12 protein-coding genes are annotated in these 15,421 nt (G+C 63.8%); 5 read left to right on the top strand and 7 right to left on the bottom strand.

Going from position 1 to position 15,421, the window contains the following annotated elements:
* Positions 1-117 precede the first annotated feature (117 nt).
* Complete coding sequence (locus tag BUA38_RS16845) at positions 118-2,553, top strand: penicillin acylase family protein (protein WP_425304980.1); 2,436 nt, start codon at positions 118-120, stop codon at positions 2,551-2,553.
* Positions 2,554-2,590: 37 nt separating this feature from the next.
* On the opposite strand, the gene BUA38_RS16850 is transcribed toward BUA38_RS16845, so the two are convergent.
* The gene (locus tag BUA38_RS16850) at positions 2,591-3,535 is read right to left on the bottom strand and encodes a threonine/serine dehydratase (protein WP_072819394.1); all 945 of its coding nucleotides are present in this window, start codon (positions 3,533-3,535) and stop codon (positions 2,591-2,593) included.
* A gap of 55 nt (positions 3,536-3,590) precedes the next feature.
* Here BUA38_RS16850 and BUA38_RS16855 point away from each other — a divergent pair, with 55 nt between their 5' ends.
* A complete protein-coding gene (locus BUA38_RS16855; protein ID WP_072819396.1) occupies positions 3,591-3,893 on the top strand; it encodes an ArsR/SmtB family transcription factor in 303 nt (100 codons plus the stop codon).
* Between the two features lie 51 nt (positions 3,894-3,944).
* On the opposite strand, the gene BUA38_RS16860 is transcribed toward BUA38_RS16855, so the two are convergent.
* On the bottom strand, positions 3,945-5,138 hold the full coding sequence (locus BUA38_RS16860) for a urate hydroxylase PuuD (RefSeq protein ID WP_072826178.1): 1,194 nt from the start codon (positions 5,136-5,138) through the stop codon (positions 3,945-3,947).
* A gap of 226 nt (positions 5,139-5,364) precedes the next feature.
* Between BUA38_RS16860 and BUA38_RS16865 the strand changes: the two genes are divergently transcribed.
* Together BUA38_RS16865 and uraD are read left to right on the top strand one after the other, a co-directional pair.
* The gene (locus tag BUA38_RS16865) at positions 5,365-5,667 is read left to right on the top strand and encodes a hypothetical protein (protein ID WP_072819398.1); all 303 of its coding nucleotides are present in this window, start codon (positions 5,365-5,367) and stop codon (positions 5,665-5,667) included.
* Between the two features lie 23 nt (positions 5,668-5,690).
* Positions 5,691-6,578: a 2-oxo-4-hydroxy-4-carboxy-5-ureidoimidazoline decarboxylase gene (gene uraD / locus BUA38_RS16870; protein ID WP_072819400.1), complete on the top strand. Its 888-nt coding sequence runs from the start codon at positions 5,691-5,693 to the stop codon at positions 6,576-6,578.
* A gap of 6 nt (positions 6,579-6,584) precedes the next feature.
* Here the strand turns inward: uraD and BUA38_RS16875 are convergent, their stop codons facing one another.
* From BUA38_RS16875 to BUA38_RS16885, 3 genes are all read right to left on the bottom strand, one after another.
* On the bottom strand, positions 6,585-7,982 hold the full coding sequence (locus tag BUA38_RS16875; RefSeq protein ID WP_072819402.1) for a nucleobase:cation symporter-2 family protein: 1,398 nt from the start codon (positions 7,980-7,982) through the stop codon (positions 6,585-6,587).
* A 128-nt stretch (positions 7,983-8,110) separates the two neighbouring features.
* Positions 8,111-10,834, bottom strand: coding sequence for a molybdopterin-dependent oxidoreductase (locus tag BUA38_RS16880; RefSeq protein WP_072819404.1), 2,724 nt, complete (start codon positions 10,832-10,834; stop codon positions 8,111-8,113).
* On the bottom strand, positions 10,831-11,643 hold the full coding sequence (locus tag BUA38_RS16885) for an FAD binding domain-containing protein (RefSeq protein WP_072819406.1): 813 nt from the start codon (positions 11,641-11,643) through the stop codon (positions 10,831-10,833). Before BUA38_RS16885 ends, BUA38_RS16880 begins: the two co-directional genes overlap by 4 nt.
* A 126-nt stretch (positions 11,644-11,769) precedes the next feature.
* Between BUA38_RS16885 and BUA38_RS16890 the strand changes: the two genes are divergently transcribed.
* Positions 11,770-13,110: an 8-oxoguanine deaminase gene (locus BUA38_RS16890; RefSeq protein ID WP_072819408.1), complete on the top strand. Its 1,341-nt coding sequence runs from the start codon at positions 11,770-11,772 to the stop codon at positions 13,108-13,110.
* Positions 13,111-13,300: 190 nt separating this feature from the next.
* On the opposite strand, the gene BUA38_RS16895 is transcribed toward BUA38_RS16890, so the two are convergent.
* Positions 13,301-14,374 (bottom strand): BMP family ABC transporter substrate-binding protein, encoded by a 1,074-nt coding sequence (locus BUA38_RS16895; protein ID WP_072819410.1) that lies wholly within the window; start codon positions 14,372-14,374, stop codon positions 13,301-13,303.
* 78 nt (positions 14,375-14,452) lie between these two features.
* Entirely contained in the window at positions 14,453-15,370 is a 918-nt protein-coding gene (locus BUA38_RS16900; RefSeq protein ID WP_072819412.1) for an ABC transporter permease, read from the bottom strand.
* Positions 15,371-15,421 lie beyond the last annotated feature (51 nt).

Raw genomic sequence — 15,421 nt, forward strand, 5'->3', positions numbered from 1 at the left:
GTCGTCATTGCGAGGAGCAGCGCGACGAAGCAATCCAGGCTTTTTGGTAGTGCTGGATCGCTTCGCTGTCGCTCGCGATGACGAGGAAAGAAAAAGAATCGGGAAGAACAAATGAAAATGCCTCAAACCCTCGCGACGCGGCTCGGTGTCGCCGCGTTGCTTTTTGCCGCAGCATCTCTAGCCTTTGCCCGCGACAGCGACAACGCACCTTCCGCCGCGCGGCTTTCGAGCGCGCCAGCGCCGGGCTTGCTAGCCGCTGGAAAGATCCTGGTCGACGTCTGGGGTATTCCGCATATCTATGCGGACAACGAGCACGACCTGTTTTTCCTGCAAGGCTTCAACGCTGCGCGCGACCGGCTCTGGCAGATCGATCTCTGGCGCAAGCGCGGTCTTGGCCTGCTCGCCAGGGATTTCGGCCCGGCCTATGTCGAGCAGGACAGAAGCTTGCGGCAATTTCTCTACCGCGGCGACATGAACGCGGAATGGGCGTCGTATGGCCCGAAGGCAAAATCCTACGCGGAAGCCTTTGTCGCCGGCATCAACGCCTATGTCGCGGACGTGCAGGGCGGCCGCCGCGCACTGCCGATCGAGTTTCGCATCGCCGGCACCATGCCGGACGCATGGAAGGCCGAAGACGTGGTGCGCGTCCGCAGCCACGGCCTGACCCGCAACGTTGCGTCCGAGGTCAAGCGTTCGCTGGTGGCCTGCGCGGCCGGCCTCGAGGCGGATCGTTTTCGGGTCAAGCTCGAGCCCGCCTGGACCACGAAAATTCCGGAAGGGCTCGACCCCTGCTCGATCCCGAAGGGCGTGCTGGCGGCGTATGATCTGGCGACGCGGCCGGTGGCGTTCGCGCGCGCCGAAGAGCGCAAGGCGATGTTGCAGCATGACCCGGATCGCTATCTCACCGAGGCCGACCAGCAGCGCGACACCATCGGCTCCAACAACTGGGTGGTCGCGCCGTCGCGCACCGCGACCGGCCGCGCCATCCTCGCCAACGATCCGCATCGCGAGCACAGCGTGCCGTCGCTGCGTTACATCGTCGGATTGAATGCGCCGGGGATCTCGGTGATCGGCGCGGGCGAACCGGCGCTGCCGGGTATTTCGATCGGCCACAACGGCACGATCGCGTTCGGTCTCACCATCTTCAACGTCGATCAGGAAGATCTCTACGTCTACCAGCTCAATCCCGCCGATCCGAACCAGTATCGCTATTGCGATGGCTGGGAGCAGATGCGGATCGTGCATGAGAGCATCGAGGTCAAGGGCGAGAGCGCTCGCGACGTCGAACTGAAATTCACCCGGCATGGCCCGGTGATCCATGTCGATGCCGCCAACAAGCGCGCCTTTGCCATCCGCTCGGTCTGGTTTGAGCCCGGCACCTCGGCCTATTTCGGTTCGTCCGACTACATGACCGCCAAGGACTGGAACGGCTTCGTCACCGCGATGAAGCGCTGGGGCGCGCCGTCGGAGAATCAGGTCTATGCCGACGTCAAAGGCAATATCGGCTGGATTCCCGGCGCCAAGACGCCGCGCCGCGTCAACTATGACGGGCTGATGCCGGTGCCGGGCGATGGCCGCTACGAATGGCAGGGCTTCGTCCAAAATGACGAGCTGCCCCGCGTCTACCGTCCCGAGCAGGGCTTTTTCGCCACCGCGAACCAGATGAACCTGCCAAGCGATTATCCAGTCACGGAGCGCAAGGTCGGCTTCGAATGGTCCGACCCGGCGCGCTGGCAGCGCATCGTCGAAGTCTTGCAGTCAAAGCCGAAGATGACGCTGGCCGACGCGATGGATTTGCAGAACGACACCACCTCGATGCTGGCGCGGCGTCTGGTGAAATTGCTCGGACCAATTCAGTCCGATGACGCCAATGCCAAAAAGGGATTGGGGCTGCTTAAGGATTGGGATGCGCGCGACGACGCCGACAGCGCGGCGGGCGCGATCTACGAGGTGTGGATATCAAACCACCTGGGCTCGGCGCTGCTCAAGGCCGTCGCGCCGAAGGCAGCAGACCTGATCGCATCGGAAGCGTCTTCCATTTCGCCCATCGTCGCCTATCTCGAGGCGCCGGATGCCGCGCTCGGCGCCGATCCCAAAGCCGCACGCGACCGGATCCTGAGTGAAAGCCTCGGGCGTGCGGTCGCCGAGGTCAGCGAAAAGCTCGGCGCGGACACCACGATGTGGCGTTGGGGCAGATTGCATGTGGCCAAATTCGATCACGCGTTGATGCCGCTCGCTGACAAGGCAACAGCCGCTCAGATGTCGGTCGGGCCGCTGTCGTTTGGCGGCGCCGCCAACGTGCCGCGCGCCGCGACCTACCGCCGCTCGGATTATCATCTCACCGCCGGCGCCTCGTTCCGCATGGTGCTTGATGTCGGCAATTGGGATGCCAGCCGCGCCGTCAACACGCCCGGCCAGTCCGGCGATCCCTTCAGTGGGCACTACCGCGATCTCGCGCCGCTGTGGGCGACCGGCCAATATGTGCCGCTGCTCTACAGCCGCGCTGCGGTGGAGGCTGCTGCGGCGGAAGTGATTAGTTTGACGCCGAGGTGAGTCGTTTATCCCTCCCCGTTGCGGGGAGGGAAAGAAGCTACCCCTCAAACCTCACCGCCGTCGTATTCGCGCCGCATAGCAACACGGCGACACGTTCTCCGGCGGCGGGCTTGTAGCGTCCCGAGAGCAGCGCCGCGAATGCTGCCGCGCCGCCGGGCTCGGTCACCACGCGCAACGTGGACCACAGCTTCTCCTGCGCCTGGCGGATCGCCTCGTCCGTGACCAGCACGACGCGATCGACATTGGCGCGCGCGATCGGAAACATCAGTTGGCCGACCTGGCGCGGGGCAAGACTATCGGCGGCGATGCCGCCGGCGGGCGCGTCCACCGGATGGCCTGCGGCCAGCGCATCATGCAGCGTGGGCGCCGCTTCCGGCTCGACCGCGACGATGCGGATTCTGCGACCATACCAGGCGGCGATGCCGCCGATCAGTCCGCCGCCGCCGACCGCGACCAACAAAGTATCGATGTCCGGCGCATCCTGTTCCAGTTCGATACCGACCGAGCCCTGACCGAGCAGCGTCTCGGCCTGGTCGTAGGCATGAACCGGCATCGCGCCGGTCCGTTCGATATGCGCTTCGCTTGCGGCGAGCGCATCGGCATAGCGCGAGCCGGCAATGACGAGTTTCGCACCGTATCCACGGATTCGCTCCTGCTTGGCGGGCGAGGCGATGTCGGGCACGAAAATGGTCGCGGGCACCTGCAAGCGATGCGCGGCACAGGCGACCGCCACGCCGTGATTGCCGCCGGACGCCGCCACCACGCCGGCAGCCGGCGCCTTTCGCAACAGCAGATTGGCGAACGCGCCGCGCGCCTTGAACGACCCGGAATGCTGCAAGAATTCCAGTTTGAAGGTGAGGGGACCGGCCGCAAGGCCGAAGTCGGCCATATCGGCCTTGAGAAGGGGCGTTCGCCGCACGAAGGGGCGGATTGTTGTTTCGGTCGCGGCAATGCGCTCGCGTGTAATGAACGTGTCGGTCATGGGAGCCTCACTGGGCCGATCTTGACACAAGTTAGGTAATTAGCAAAATAGCTAAATGAAAATTGCGATTGCGTTGCGCGCGCTGGCCAGCGAGCGGCGTCTCCTGATCCTGGACTGGCTTCGCGACCCGAAAAGGCATTTTCGGGCGCAGGTCGACGGCGACCTCGAGGATGACGGCGTTTGCGGCCTGTTGATTGCCGAAAAGCTCGGCGTCAGCGCCCCCACTTTGAGCGAGCACATGCGCGTCCTGATCGCAGCGAAGCTCGTGCGCGCCAAGCGCGTCAAGCAGTGGACGATGTACCGGCGCGACGAGGATGCGATTGCGGCCGTCAAGCGCGTGATTCACGACAAGGTTTGAGGCGCGGTCTCAGATCCGACTCTCGCCGATGGAAAGAAGCGAACCGCAATCTCAGCGCGCGCCGTCGGCGATCCAGGCCGCGAGCACTGCGCGCTCCTGGGGTGTGATTTCGGTGATGTTGCCGGGCGGCATGGCGTTCGACCAGGCCGCGTTGCGCCCGATCAGCCGGCTGTTGCGCATGATTGCTTCCGGGTCGTCGAGCCGCACGCCCTTGGGCGCTGCGGTGATTCCATCAAACACCGGCTCCGCGGCGTGGCACATGCTGCATCGGGACATGACGATTTCCTGCGCGGCGGCAAAATCATGCTTGGGCACGACTGTGGCCGCCTTGGCGTCGCGGGGACCTGCGGTGGTCAGGAACGCAATCGCGATCATGCCGATCGCAGCCACCCCCCACACCCACCACGGCGATTTGCGCCCGGCGTGGCGCTCGTTGAAGAAGTGACGGATCACGGGGCCGAGCGCCAGCACGATGGCGGCGATCAGCCAGTTGTAGCGGGTGCCGAAGATCAGCGGGTAATGGTTGCTGATCATCAGGAACACGACCGGCAGCGTCAGATAATTGTTGTGGACCGAACGTTCCTTGCCCTGCTTGCCGAATTTCGGATCCGGCTTCTCGCCTTTGAGCAGTGCGGCGATCACCTTCTTCTGGTTCGGGATGATCAGTGTGAAGACGTTGGCGACCATGATGGTGCCGATGATCGCGCCGATCTGGTTGAAGGCGCCGCGGCCGCTTAGCACATGGGTGAAGGCGTAGGTCAGCGCCACGAGGAAGATGTAGCCGCCGATCGCAAACGGCAGCTCGTAGGCGGAAAGCCCGCTGCGGCAGGCCGCTTCATAGAGCAGCCAGGCCAGCGCTAGGCTGAAAAAGCTGAACAACGCGGCCTGGGTGGGCGTGAGGTCGAGCACGGACTTGTCGACCAGAAACAGTTCGGCATCGAGATAGTAGACGATGACCATCAGCACGAAACCCGACAGCCAGGTGGTGTAGGCCTCCCACTTGAACCAGGTCAGTTCCGCCGGCAGCTTCGCCGGCGCGACCAGGAATTTGACGATGTGGTAGAAGCCGCCGCCATGCACCTGCCAGGCGTCGCCATGGGCGCCTTCGGGCAGACCCTCGCGCGGCTTGAGTTCCAGGTCGAGGTGGATGAAGTAGAACGAGCTACCGATCCAGCCGACCGCCGCGATCACATGCAACCAGCGGAAAATAAGGCTTGCCCACTCGGATAAAATCGATGCCCACATCGCCCAGCTCCATGCCTCGCGCGGCGGATGCGGCGACCGTCCCGCGCGTTTTGTCCGGCCAACCACCTTGGCCGGAAACCCCAATTTCTGTGTCGCATTGATCGGGGTTGTTTTCCAGCGCTTCCGGTTGGCAGCCGGGAATGGCGGTTTGCCCAAAAAGGGGGCATGTGGACTTCGCCGCACCAATCCGGGTAAATGATGGGGGGCTGATTTCAAGGTGGGACGTATGAAAAAGATTCTCCTGTGCGCGATGCTGGTCGTGGCGGCGACGCCGGCCTGGTCGCAAACCAAGCCCAAGGCGGGCCGTGCCGACCCCTGCGCGCCGATTGGCCAGACCGCCAACCGCGAGCTGGTCTACCCGATGAACTGCAATAACCTGCCGGCGCCGCCACCGCTGCCGCCGCAGGCCGCGGTTCAGCCGGCCCCTGCCGCGGCGCCTGAGCCCGAAATCCGGCGCGGCGGCCTGTTCGGCATGTCCTTCGACGTGGGTGGAGGAAATGGGCCAACCGCGCAGGGAAGGAGCCCATAAGCGGGTCGATGGTGTCGGGACCCATGTTGCAGAAGCCGCTTGAGGAGCTGAACCGCTGCACGCAAAGCGACTTTGTCGCCGCGCTTGCCAATATCTTTGAGTATTCGCCCTGGGTCGCCGAGCAGGCTTTTGCCGCGCGGCCGTTTGCCGGCGTCAATGCGCTGTTTGCAGCCATGAAAACGGCGGTCGAACGCGGGAGCAAGGATCAGCGGCTCGCGCTGATCAAGTCGCATCCGGACCTCGCCAACAAGACCCAGCGTGCTGCGGGGTTGACGGCCGAATCCACCGCCGAACAGAACAGCATCGGGCTCGACCGGCTGTCGGATGCCGAATACGAGGCCTTCGAGCGCGTCAACAACGCCTACCGTGGCAAGTTCGGCTTTCCCTATATCGTCTGCGTCCGCCGTCACACCAAGGATTCGGTCCTGGCCGATTTCGAGCGCCGGTTGCCGAATGACGCCGCGACCGAGACCGCAACTTCGATTGCGGAGATCTGCCGGATCGCGGCGCTGCGGCTCGATCAGCTCGTCGCCTCGAGCGACCGTCTGGCCGTTCATGGACGGCTTTCGACCCACGTGCTCGATAACCACAACGGCAAGCCGGCGGGTGGAATTGCGGTCGAGCTCATCGAACGCTCGTTAAAGGGCGAGAGCCGCGTCGTGGCACGAGCCGTGACCAATTCGGATGGCCGCACCGACCAGCCCTTGATTGGTGGACGGCCAGTGCCGATCGGCCGCTATGAACTCAACTTCAGCGTTGGAAGATATTTCAGGGAGCGCAACGTCCCGCTCTCCGAGCCGCCGTTCCTCGACGATATCGCTTTGCGGTTTGCGGTAAGCGAACCGGAGGGGCATCTGCATGTGCCCCTCCTGGTCACGCCGTGGAGTTACGCGACCTATCGCGGCAGCTAGCTCTTTCTAGACATGCTGGGCCGATGAAGCGATCGCCGCGGCGTCGGCCTTTGCGCTCGCACTGCTGCCGAACCCGTTGAAGAATGCGTTCAGGATCACCGCCGTCACGGCGCAGAGCAGGATGCCTGATTCCAGCAGCGGCTGAAGATCGCGCGGCAGGTTGTGGAAGAAGCCGGGCGCCGCGAGCGGAATCAGGCCGAAGCCGACCGAGATCGCGACCACGAACAGGTTGAAGCGGTTGTTCCTGAAGTCGACGGATGTGAGGATTCTCGCACCGGTCGCAGCCACCATGCCGAACATCACAAGGCCCGCGCCGCCGAGCACGACCAGCGGCACCGCTTCGACCAGTGCGGCCAGCTTCGGCACCAGTCCGAGCAGCAGCATGATCGCGCCGCCGGTGATCGTGACCCAGCGCGAGCGCACGCCGGTGACGCTGACGAGGCCGACATTCTGCGAGAACGACGTGTAGGGGAAGGTGTTGAAGATGCCGCCGATCAACGTGCCGACGCCGTCGGCGCGCAGGCCGCGCGACAGCGCATCGCGGTCGACGGTCTTGCCGGTCATTTCGCCGAGCGCGAGGAACATGCCGAGCGATTCGATCATCACCACGATCATCACGACGCACATGGTGACGATCGGTACGAGATGGAATTGCGGAATGCCGAAGCGGAAGGGGATGACGATGTCACCCCACGGCGCGGCCACAATTTTCTCGAAATGCATCACGCCAAGCACGCTGGCCAGGATCGCGCCGGCGATGATGCCGAGCAGCACCGAAACATTGGCGACAAAACCCGAGCCCCACCTGATCAGCCCGAGGATGACGAGCAGCACGAAGGCAGAGATACCGAGGCCTTGCAACTGGCCGTAGGCCGGATTGGGAAAGGCGCCTGGAACGCCGTCCACCACCTTGGTCAGGGTCGGCAGGCCGCCACCAGCCCAGTTGATGCCGACCCGCATCAACGAAATGCCGATCACCATGATGATGGTGCCGGTGACGACGGGCGGAAACAGCGGCAGCAGGCGGCTGATGAAAGGCGCGGCAACGATGCCGAAGATCCCCGCAGCGATGACGGAGCCGTAGATGCCGAGCAACCCGATGTCGGGAGAGGCCGCCATCGACAGCATCGGGCCGACGGAGGCAAAGGTCACGCCCATCATCACGGGCAGCCGGATACCGACTGACGGAAATCCGATGCACTGCACCAGCGTGGCGAGGCCGCAGGCGAACAGGTCGGCGCTGATCAGAAAGGCCACGTCCTCGGGCGACAGTTTCAGCGCGCGGCCGATAATCAGGGGAACGGCGACCGCACCGGCATACATCACCAGCACATGTTGCAGCCCGAGCGCCAACAGGCGCGGGACCGGCAGGACCTCGTCGACGGGATGAACTTCGGTGCTCATGGCAAAACCCCCAACTGCGCAAAAAAGGCGCGTTGTCACAGCTTTGCAGCAATTCAAGCCCTGTGCCAGATGCCTCTCTCGCGCTGCCGCAGAGAAAGCTGCCACAGAGAAACATGTCTGCCTGTTGCTCAACTCCCGAACTTTTCCTTCAGCGCCGGAAACAGCCGGTCGGGCTTGAACGGGGTCGACGTAAAGCGGATACCGGTGGCGTTGGCGATGGCGTTGCTCATCGCCGGCGCCACGGGATTATACGGGCTTTCACTCATCGACTTGGCGCCCATCGGCCCGATCGTATCGTAGGTGTCGGCGAAGTAGACCTCGGTGCGCGGCACGTCGGCGAACGAAGGCAGGTGGTAGTCGCGGAAGCGCGGATTGACGATGCGGCCGTCGCCGTCCATCACCATTTCCTCGTAGAGCGCGGCGCCGAGCGATTGCGCGACACCGCCTTCGACCTGGCCGCGGCATTGCATCGGATTGGCGACGCGGCCGGCATCGGCCGCCTGCACGCTCTTGAGAATCTTCAGTTTGCCGCTGCCTTTGTTGATGGCCACCCGAAAGCCCTGCACATTGAAGGCGACCGAGCGCGGCGTGCCGGCGGAGTTGCCATGCGCAGTGAGCGTCTTGCCTTGCGATCGCGCGGCGGTTGCGATCGCCGCGAACGGAAGCCGCTTGCCGTCGCAGACAAGGTGATCCCGTTCGAGCACGCCGGTCGCAGCATCCGCGCCCATGGCCTGCGCGGCAAAGGCCTTGATTTCGGTGGCGAGATTTTCCGCGGCCATTCTTGTGGCCATCCCCGCGACAAAGGTGCCGGACGAGCCGTAAGCGCCGGTGTCGTGGCCGCCATTGGCGGTGTCGGATTGTCTGAGGCGGATCTGGTCGACGGTGGTGGCGAGCGCGGTCGCCGCGATCTGGCGGTGCACGGTCGCGGTGCCGTTGCCGAATTCGGCGGTGCCGACCGTGAGGTCGAATCCGCCGTCGTCGCGCAGCGAGACAAAACTGTCCGAGATATGGCCGGCGGGCGGTATGGTGTCGATCATGGTAAGCGCGATACCGTCGCCGATCAGCCATTCGTCGGACAGTTGCGGCCGAGGCGCCTCGGCCTTCATCGCGCGTTCGACCAGGTCGAGGCACTGGTCGAGCCCGTAAGAGCCATACGTCACGTCGTGATATTCGGATCCCGGCGGTGCCAGCATCGGATCGCCGGGCTTCACGATATTGCGGCGGCGCATCTCGAACGGGCTGATGCCAAGTTGTCTGGCGAGCTCATCGATGGCGGACTCCACGGCGAGCTGCGTCTGCGGCAGGCCATAGCCGCGAAAGGCGCCCGCCGGCACCGTGTTGGTATAGGCGGCGATGCCATCGACCTTCTTGTTCGGGCAATTATAGACGCTGATGCACTCGGCGACGGAGTGAAACAGAACCGGACCTGCGTGATTGCCGTAAGCGCCGGTGTTGGAGAGCACGTCGAGCTGCAAAGCCGTCAGCTTGCCGTTCTTGTCGGCGCCGGCCCTGATCGTGGCGCGCATCGGGTGACGCGTCGACGTCGCGATAAACTGTTCCTCGCGCGTCAGTTCGAGCTTGACGGCGCGGCCGGTTTTTAGCGCGGCAAGCGCCAGAATATCCTCGACGAACATCTCCTGCTTGCCGCCGAAGCCGCCGCCGACACGCTTGCAGAGAACGCGCACTTTATCCGGAGGCAGATCGAACAGACCGGCCAGTCCTCGCCGCGTCAGGAACGGCACCTGCGTCGAGGAGCGAACGGTGAGAACGCCGTCGTCGTCGACATAGGCAAGCCCCCCATGGGTTTCCAGCGCGGCGTGCTGCACGCGTTGTGTCTGGAACGTGCCCTCATAGGTGACGGCGGAGCTGGCCAGCGCCGCGGCAACGTCGCCGAACTCGCCATGGATCTCGGCGGCGATGTTGCGGGCGGAATTGGCGACGCGATGCTCGCTGGTCTTGCCGGGATGAATCGCCGGTGCGCCTTCGGAGATCGCTTTGGCCGGGTCGACCACGTGCGGCAATATCTCGTAACTCACCTTGAGGCGGCGGCAGCCTTCTTCGGCCGCGCCTTCGCTTGTCGCCACCACAGCCGCAACCTTCTGCCCGATGAAACGTACGACATCGTCGAGCACGCGCGTGTCTTCGGGGTCCATCCAGTCATGCTCGTGGCGCGCGGTCGAGAACAGCGTTTTCGGCGCGTCCTCGTGGGTGAGGACCGCATGCACGCCCGGCACCGCGAGCGCGGCGGTCTTGTCGATTGCGACGATTTTCGCGTGCGGATGTGGCGAGCGAAGCATCTTGATGTGGAGCAGGTCCTCGATCTCGGTGTCGAACGTATAGCGTTCGGCGCCGCTCACCACCTGCGGTCCGGCGGGCGCGGGCAGGCTGCGGCCGAAGGCATCGCCGGCGGCGGCATCCTCGATGTTGTGCTTGCCGTTGAGCGCGTCCTCGATCGAACGATAGCCGGTGCAGCGGCAGATATTGCCCTTCAGCGCCGCGCCGAGGTCGCGCTGCTGGGCCTGGTTCAGGGAAGCGCAAGTGAGGATCATGCCGGCGGTGCAGAAGCCGCATTGAAAGCCCTGCGCATCCAGAAACGCCTGTTGCATCGGATGAAGGGCAGCCTCGCTCGCAAAACCCTCGATGGTCGTGACCGCATGACCCTCGGCGCGAAACGCGGGAATCAGGCAGCTGTGCACCGGTTCGTTGTCGAGCAGCACGGTGCAGGCGCCGCAGTCGCCGGCATCGCAGCCTTTCTTAACGCCGAAATGGCCGAGCTCGCGCAGGAACGTGCGCAGGCATTGCCCGGCGCGGGGCTGTTGTTCGAAACTCTTGCCGTTGACCTCGAAGCTCATGAAAGCTCGTCGCGGATTTCGGCAGCCAGCCGCAGCGTCATGTGCTTGCGCCAGAACGGCTTGCCGTGAACGTCGTCGTGGTAAAGGTTCTCGGGGATGGCTTGCACGATTGCATCGCGCAGTTCGGCGGCGCCGGGCAATTGGTTGAAGGCCAGCCGGAGCGGCCGCTTGGTCGAGGCGGTCACCGTCAGGGCAAAGGCTCCGTCATGGGCGATGCTGCCGATCACGAGCGCGGCCGAACGTCCGACAGGCGTCAACGAAATCTGGCGGAAGGCCGAGCGGCGCTTCAAGGCGGCGAGCGGAATGTCGATTCCGCGCAACAGCTCGCCGGGCTTGAGCACGTTGGCGTTGTTGCCGGTGACGAAATCGGAAACCGCAATCTTTCGCTCGCCGCCGTCCGCTTGCCAGATGGTGCAGACGCCATCGAGCGCTGAGGTCAGCGAGATCATCGGCCCGGCGGGCAGCGACATGCAGACGTTGCCGCCGACGGTCGCGGTCTTCCAGATCTTGAAGGAGGCGAGAAAGGCGCGGCAGCATTGATTGATCAGCGGCGCGGCAAGCCAGTCCGGCGGGCAGGCGATCGCGTCGAGTTCGGCGACCGTGCAGGTCGCCGCGATCGACAGCCCGTTCGCATCGATCGTCAATGCTGGCCATCCGAGTGCGGCGAGGTCGATCAGGCGATTGAGATGCGTCTGCGGTTCCGAGAACAGCCACGTGCCGCCCGCGAGCCAGGCATCGCCTGCTGTCCAAACGGGCAGTTCGGAACGCGCTTTCGGGCGCGTCACCGCCCTGATCGTATTCAGGTCCATGCCTAGAGCAACACTTTCAACACCAGCATTCTTTCTGTAACAGTCCTTGCAAAACCAGAGCCAATTGGGCGGCCCGCTTGGTCCTAGAATTGCAAGAATAACGGGTTAAAGAGGAAGGCGTTAACGATGGCGCAAGCGATCTGGATCAAGGACCCCTTGGGCGTTCTGGCGGAGGGGGCGACCCGCGGCATTGTCGTGCGGAAGGGGCGGATCGTCGAACTGGTCCCGGCCGGTGCGACGCCGGCCGAGGACGCCGCGGTGTTCGACGCCTCGGCGCATGTGGTCATCCCGGGGCTGATCAACACCCACCATCATTTTTACCAGACGCTGACCCGGGCGGTGCCCGCGGCGATGGACCGCGAACTGTTCCCGTGGCTACAGGCGCTCTATCCGATCTGGGCTGGATTGACGCCCGAGGCGCTTGAACTCGGGGTTACCGTGGCGATGTCGGAGCTGATGCTGTCCGGCTGCACCACCACGACCGATCACCACTACGTCTTTCCGGCCGGACTTGAGCAATCCGTCGATATCGAGGTCGCGGTCGCGCGCCGGCTCGGCCTGCGCGTGCTGTTGACCCGCGGTTCGATGAATCTGTCGCAGCGCGACGGCGGTCTGCCGCCCGACAGTGTGGTGCAGGACGAAGATACGATTCTCGCCGACAGCGAACGTGTGGTCGCCAAATATCACCAGCGCGGCGAAGGCGCGATGGTCCAGATCGCGCTCGCGCCCTGTTCGCCGTTTTCAGTGACGACCTCGCTGATGAAGAAGACCGCCGAACTCGCCGAAAAACTCGACGTGCGCATGCACACGCATTTGGCCGAGACCGAGGACGAAAACCGCTTCTGCGAAAAGCTCTACAACTGCCGGCCGCTCGATTATCTTGAAGATTGCGGCTGGCTCAATTCGCGAACCTGGCTCGCGCACGGCATTCACTTCAACGCCTCGGAGATGAAGCGGCTCGGCAAAGCCGGGACCACGATCAGCCATTGTGCCTGCAGCAACCAGATTCTGGCTTCCGGCGGCTGTCCGGTCTGCGAGATGGAAGAGGCCGGCGTCGGCATCGGGCTCGGCGTCGACGGCTCGGCGTCGAACGATGAATCCAACCTGATGCAGGAGGTCCGCGCCGCGTTTCTGTTGCAGCGCGCGCGCTATGGCGTCAGCAAGGTGAGCCACAAGGACGCGTTGCGCTGGGCGACAAAGGGATCGGCAGCCTGCGTCGGCCGTCCCGAACTTGGTGAAATCGCCGTCGGCAACGCCGCCGACCTCGCGCTGTTCAAGCTCGACGAGCTGCGCTTTTCCGGTCATGGCGATCCGCTTGCCGCGCTCGTGATCTGCGGCGCGCATCGCGCCGACCGGGTGATGGTTGCGGGGAAGTGGACGGTCGTCGACGGAGCCATTCCCGGCCTTGATGTCGCCAACCTGATCCGCCGCCACAGCGCCGCCGCGCGCAAGCTTCAGGCGGGGTAGAATCGTTCGATGTTCTTTCCTCATGGTGAGGAGGCGCTCTTGCGCCGTCTCGAACCATGATGTCCGCAGCCCATCCTTCGAGACGCGGCTAAGCAGCCGTTCCTCAGGATGAGGCGTTGCGCGGAGATGCAAAGAAAAAAGGCCGGGCGTTGCCGCCCGGTCTTTCCGCCGCCGCGATGCCTTCTCGGGCTTACTTGCCCGGGATCTTGTCGTCGATGCCCTTGACGTAGAAGTTCATGCCGAGCACCTGGCCGTCGTCGAGATGGTCGCCGCCCTTGCACTCGACCGTCTTGCCTTCCTGGTCGACGACCGGACACTTGAACGGATAGAGCTTGCCGGCAATGATGGCGGCTTCCGTATCGGTCGCGAGTTTCTTCACGTCGTCGGGCATGTTGGTGTAGGGCGCCATCACGACCATCTTGTCCTTGAGGCCGTCCCAGACGTTGTCGGTTGCCCACTTGCCATCGAGTTCAGCCTGGACGCGACGGATGTAGTACGGCCCCCAATTGTCGATGATCGAGGTGAGCTGCGTCTTCGGACCGAACTTGATCATTTCGGAGTCCTGACCGAAGGCGAGCTTGCCGCGCTCGGATGCGATCTGCATCGCGGCCGGCGAGTCGGTGTGCTGCATGATCACGTCGGCGCCCTGGTCGAGCAGTGCCTTGGCGGCATCGGCTTCCTTGCCGGGATCGAACCAGGTGTTGGCCCAGATGATCTTGACCTTGATGTTCGGGTTGACCGTCTGCGCGCCGAGGATCGTGGCGTTGATGCCCATGATCACTTCCGGAATCGGGAACGAGGCGATGTAGCCGAGCACGCCCGCCTTCGACATCTTGCCGGCGATCACGCCCTGGATGTAACGGCCTTCGTAGAAGCGGCCGTTATAGATCCCCATGTTCTTGTCGCTCTTGAATCCGGTGGCGTGCTCGAAATGCACGTTCGGATATTTCTTGGCGACCTTCAGCGTCGGGTCCATGTAGCCAAAGGACGTCGTGAAGATCAGCTTGTTGCCAGCGCGCACGAGCTGCTCGATCGAACGCTCGGCGTCAGGGCCTTCGCTGACGTTTTCGAGATAGGTGGTCTCGATCTTGTCGCCCAGTTCCTTCACCAGGGCCTGGCGTGCGACGTCGTGCTGATAGGTCCAGCCGAGATCGCCGACCGGGCCGAGGTAGATGAAGCCAACCTTCAGCTTGTCGGCAGCCGAAGCGCTCAGGCTCCCGGCCAGCAGAACTGCGGCAGAGGCCGCAAGAAGTTTTTTCCTCATTATCAATCTCCACTACTCGGGGTAAAATTTACATCCAGAACGCAGCGCCCCCTACCGCCGCGTCCCGAAACGAAAGATTCAGCGATCCGGCACGAACGTATTTCCTAACGCCGCAGGCGCGGTCGAGCCGCCGGTTCTCGCCCGCGAAATCAGAACAAGGACAATGACAGTCGCCAAGTATGGCAGCGATGACATGAATTGCGAAGGGATGCCAAAGCCGAATGCCTGCACGTGCAATTGCAGGATGGTCACGGCGCCAAACAGGTAGGCGCCGATGGCCAGACGCAGCGGCCGCCACGACGCGAACACGACGAGCGCAAGCGCAATCCAGCCGCGGCCGGCGGTCATGCCCGGAATGAAGAACGGCGTGTAGGCGAGCGGCAGATAGGCACCGGCAAGACCGGCGCACGCACCGCCGAAGATCACCGCATACAGGCGGATGCGAAGCACCGGATAGCCGAGCGCATGGGCCGAGACATGGTTGTCGCCGGCAGCGCGCAGGACCAATCCGCCGCGCGTGCGATAGAGGAAGTACCAGACGCCGATCAGGAGCGCGAGCGACAGATAGACGAACGCATCCTCGCCGAACAGGATGCGGCCGATGAAGGGAATGTCGGTGAGGCCGGGGATGTAGAGATGCGGCGCCGGCGTGATGCGCTCGCCGACGAAACCTGCACCGATCAGGCCGGAAACGCCGATGCCGAGAATGGTCAGTGCAAGCCCGGTCGCAACCTGGTTGACCGCGAGACCGAGCGTCATCAGCGCGAAGATCAACGACAGCAACACACCCGCAACGATCCCGAGGATCGCGCCGACGACGATCGAACCGGTGAGCCACGCGCCGCCAAAGCCACACGCCGCGCCCACGATCATCATGCCTTCGACGCCGAGGTTGAGCACGCCGGAGCGCTCGGTCACGAGTTCTCCCGTCGCGGCGATCAACAGGGGTGTCGACGCCGCCAGTACCGACAGGATGATGGGTTCAAGCAGTTCCACTAGTGCCCACTTTCCGAAGCTCGTATTAAATCTCAGCGCACACCTTTCACG

It is taken from the genome of Bradyrhizobium erythrophlei, assembly GCF_900142985.1.
GTDB lineage: Bacteria > Pseudomonadota > Alphaproteobacteria > Rhizobiales > Xanthobacteraceae > Bradyrhizobium > Bradyrhizobium erythrophlei_B.

What these genes read in the sequence shown, in the direction of transcription:
- BUA38_RS16845 (WP_425304980.1), top strand. Translation starts at nt 118, where the DNA reads ATGCCTCAAACCCTCGCGACGCGGCTCGGTGTCGCCGCGTTGCTTTTT.
- BUA38_RS16850 (WP_072819394.1), bottom strand. Translation starts at nt 3,535, where the DNA reads ATGACCGACACGTTCATTACACGCGAGCGCATTGCCGCGACCGAAACA.
- BUA38_RS16855 (WP_072819396.1), top strand. Translation starts at nt 3,591, where the DNA reads ATGAAAATTGCGATTGCGTTGCGCGCGCTGGCCAGCGAGCGGCGTCTC.
- BUA38_RS16860 (WP_072826178.1), bottom strand. Translation starts at nt 5,138, where the DNA reads ATGTGGGCATCGATTTTATCCGAGTGGGCAAGCCTTATTTTCCGCTGG.
- BUA38_RS16865 (WP_072819398.1), top strand. Translation starts at nt 5,365, where the DNA reads ATGAAAAAGATTCTCCTGTGCGCGATGCTGGTCGTGGCGGCGACGCCG.
- uraD (WP_072819400.1), top strand. Translation starts at nt 5,691, where the DNA reads ATGTTGCAGAAGCCGCTTGAGGAGCTGAACCGCTGCACGCAAAGCGAC.
- BUA38_RS16875 (WP_072819402.1), bottom strand. Translation starts at nt 7,982, where the DNA reads ATGAGCACCGAAGTTCATCCCGTCGACGAGGTCCTGCCGGTCCCGCGC.
- BUA38_RS16880 (WP_072819404.1), bottom strand. Translation starts at nt 10,834, where the DNA reads ATGAGCTTCGAGGTCAACGGCAAGAGTTTCGAACAACAGCCCCGCGCC.
- BUA38_RS16885 (WP_072819406.1), bottom strand. Translation starts at nt 11,643, where the DNA reads ATGGACCTGAATACGATCAGGGCGGTGACGCGCCCGAAAGCGCGTTCC.
- BUA38_RS16890 (WP_072819408.1), top strand. Translation starts at nt 11,770, where the DNA reads ATGGCGCAAGCGATCTGGATCAAGGACCCCTTGGGCGTTCTGGCGGAG.
- BUA38_RS16895 (WP_072819410.1), bottom strand. Translation starts at nt 14,374, where the DNA reads ATGAGGAAAAAACTTCTTGCGGCCTCTGCCGCAGTTCTGCTGGCCGGG.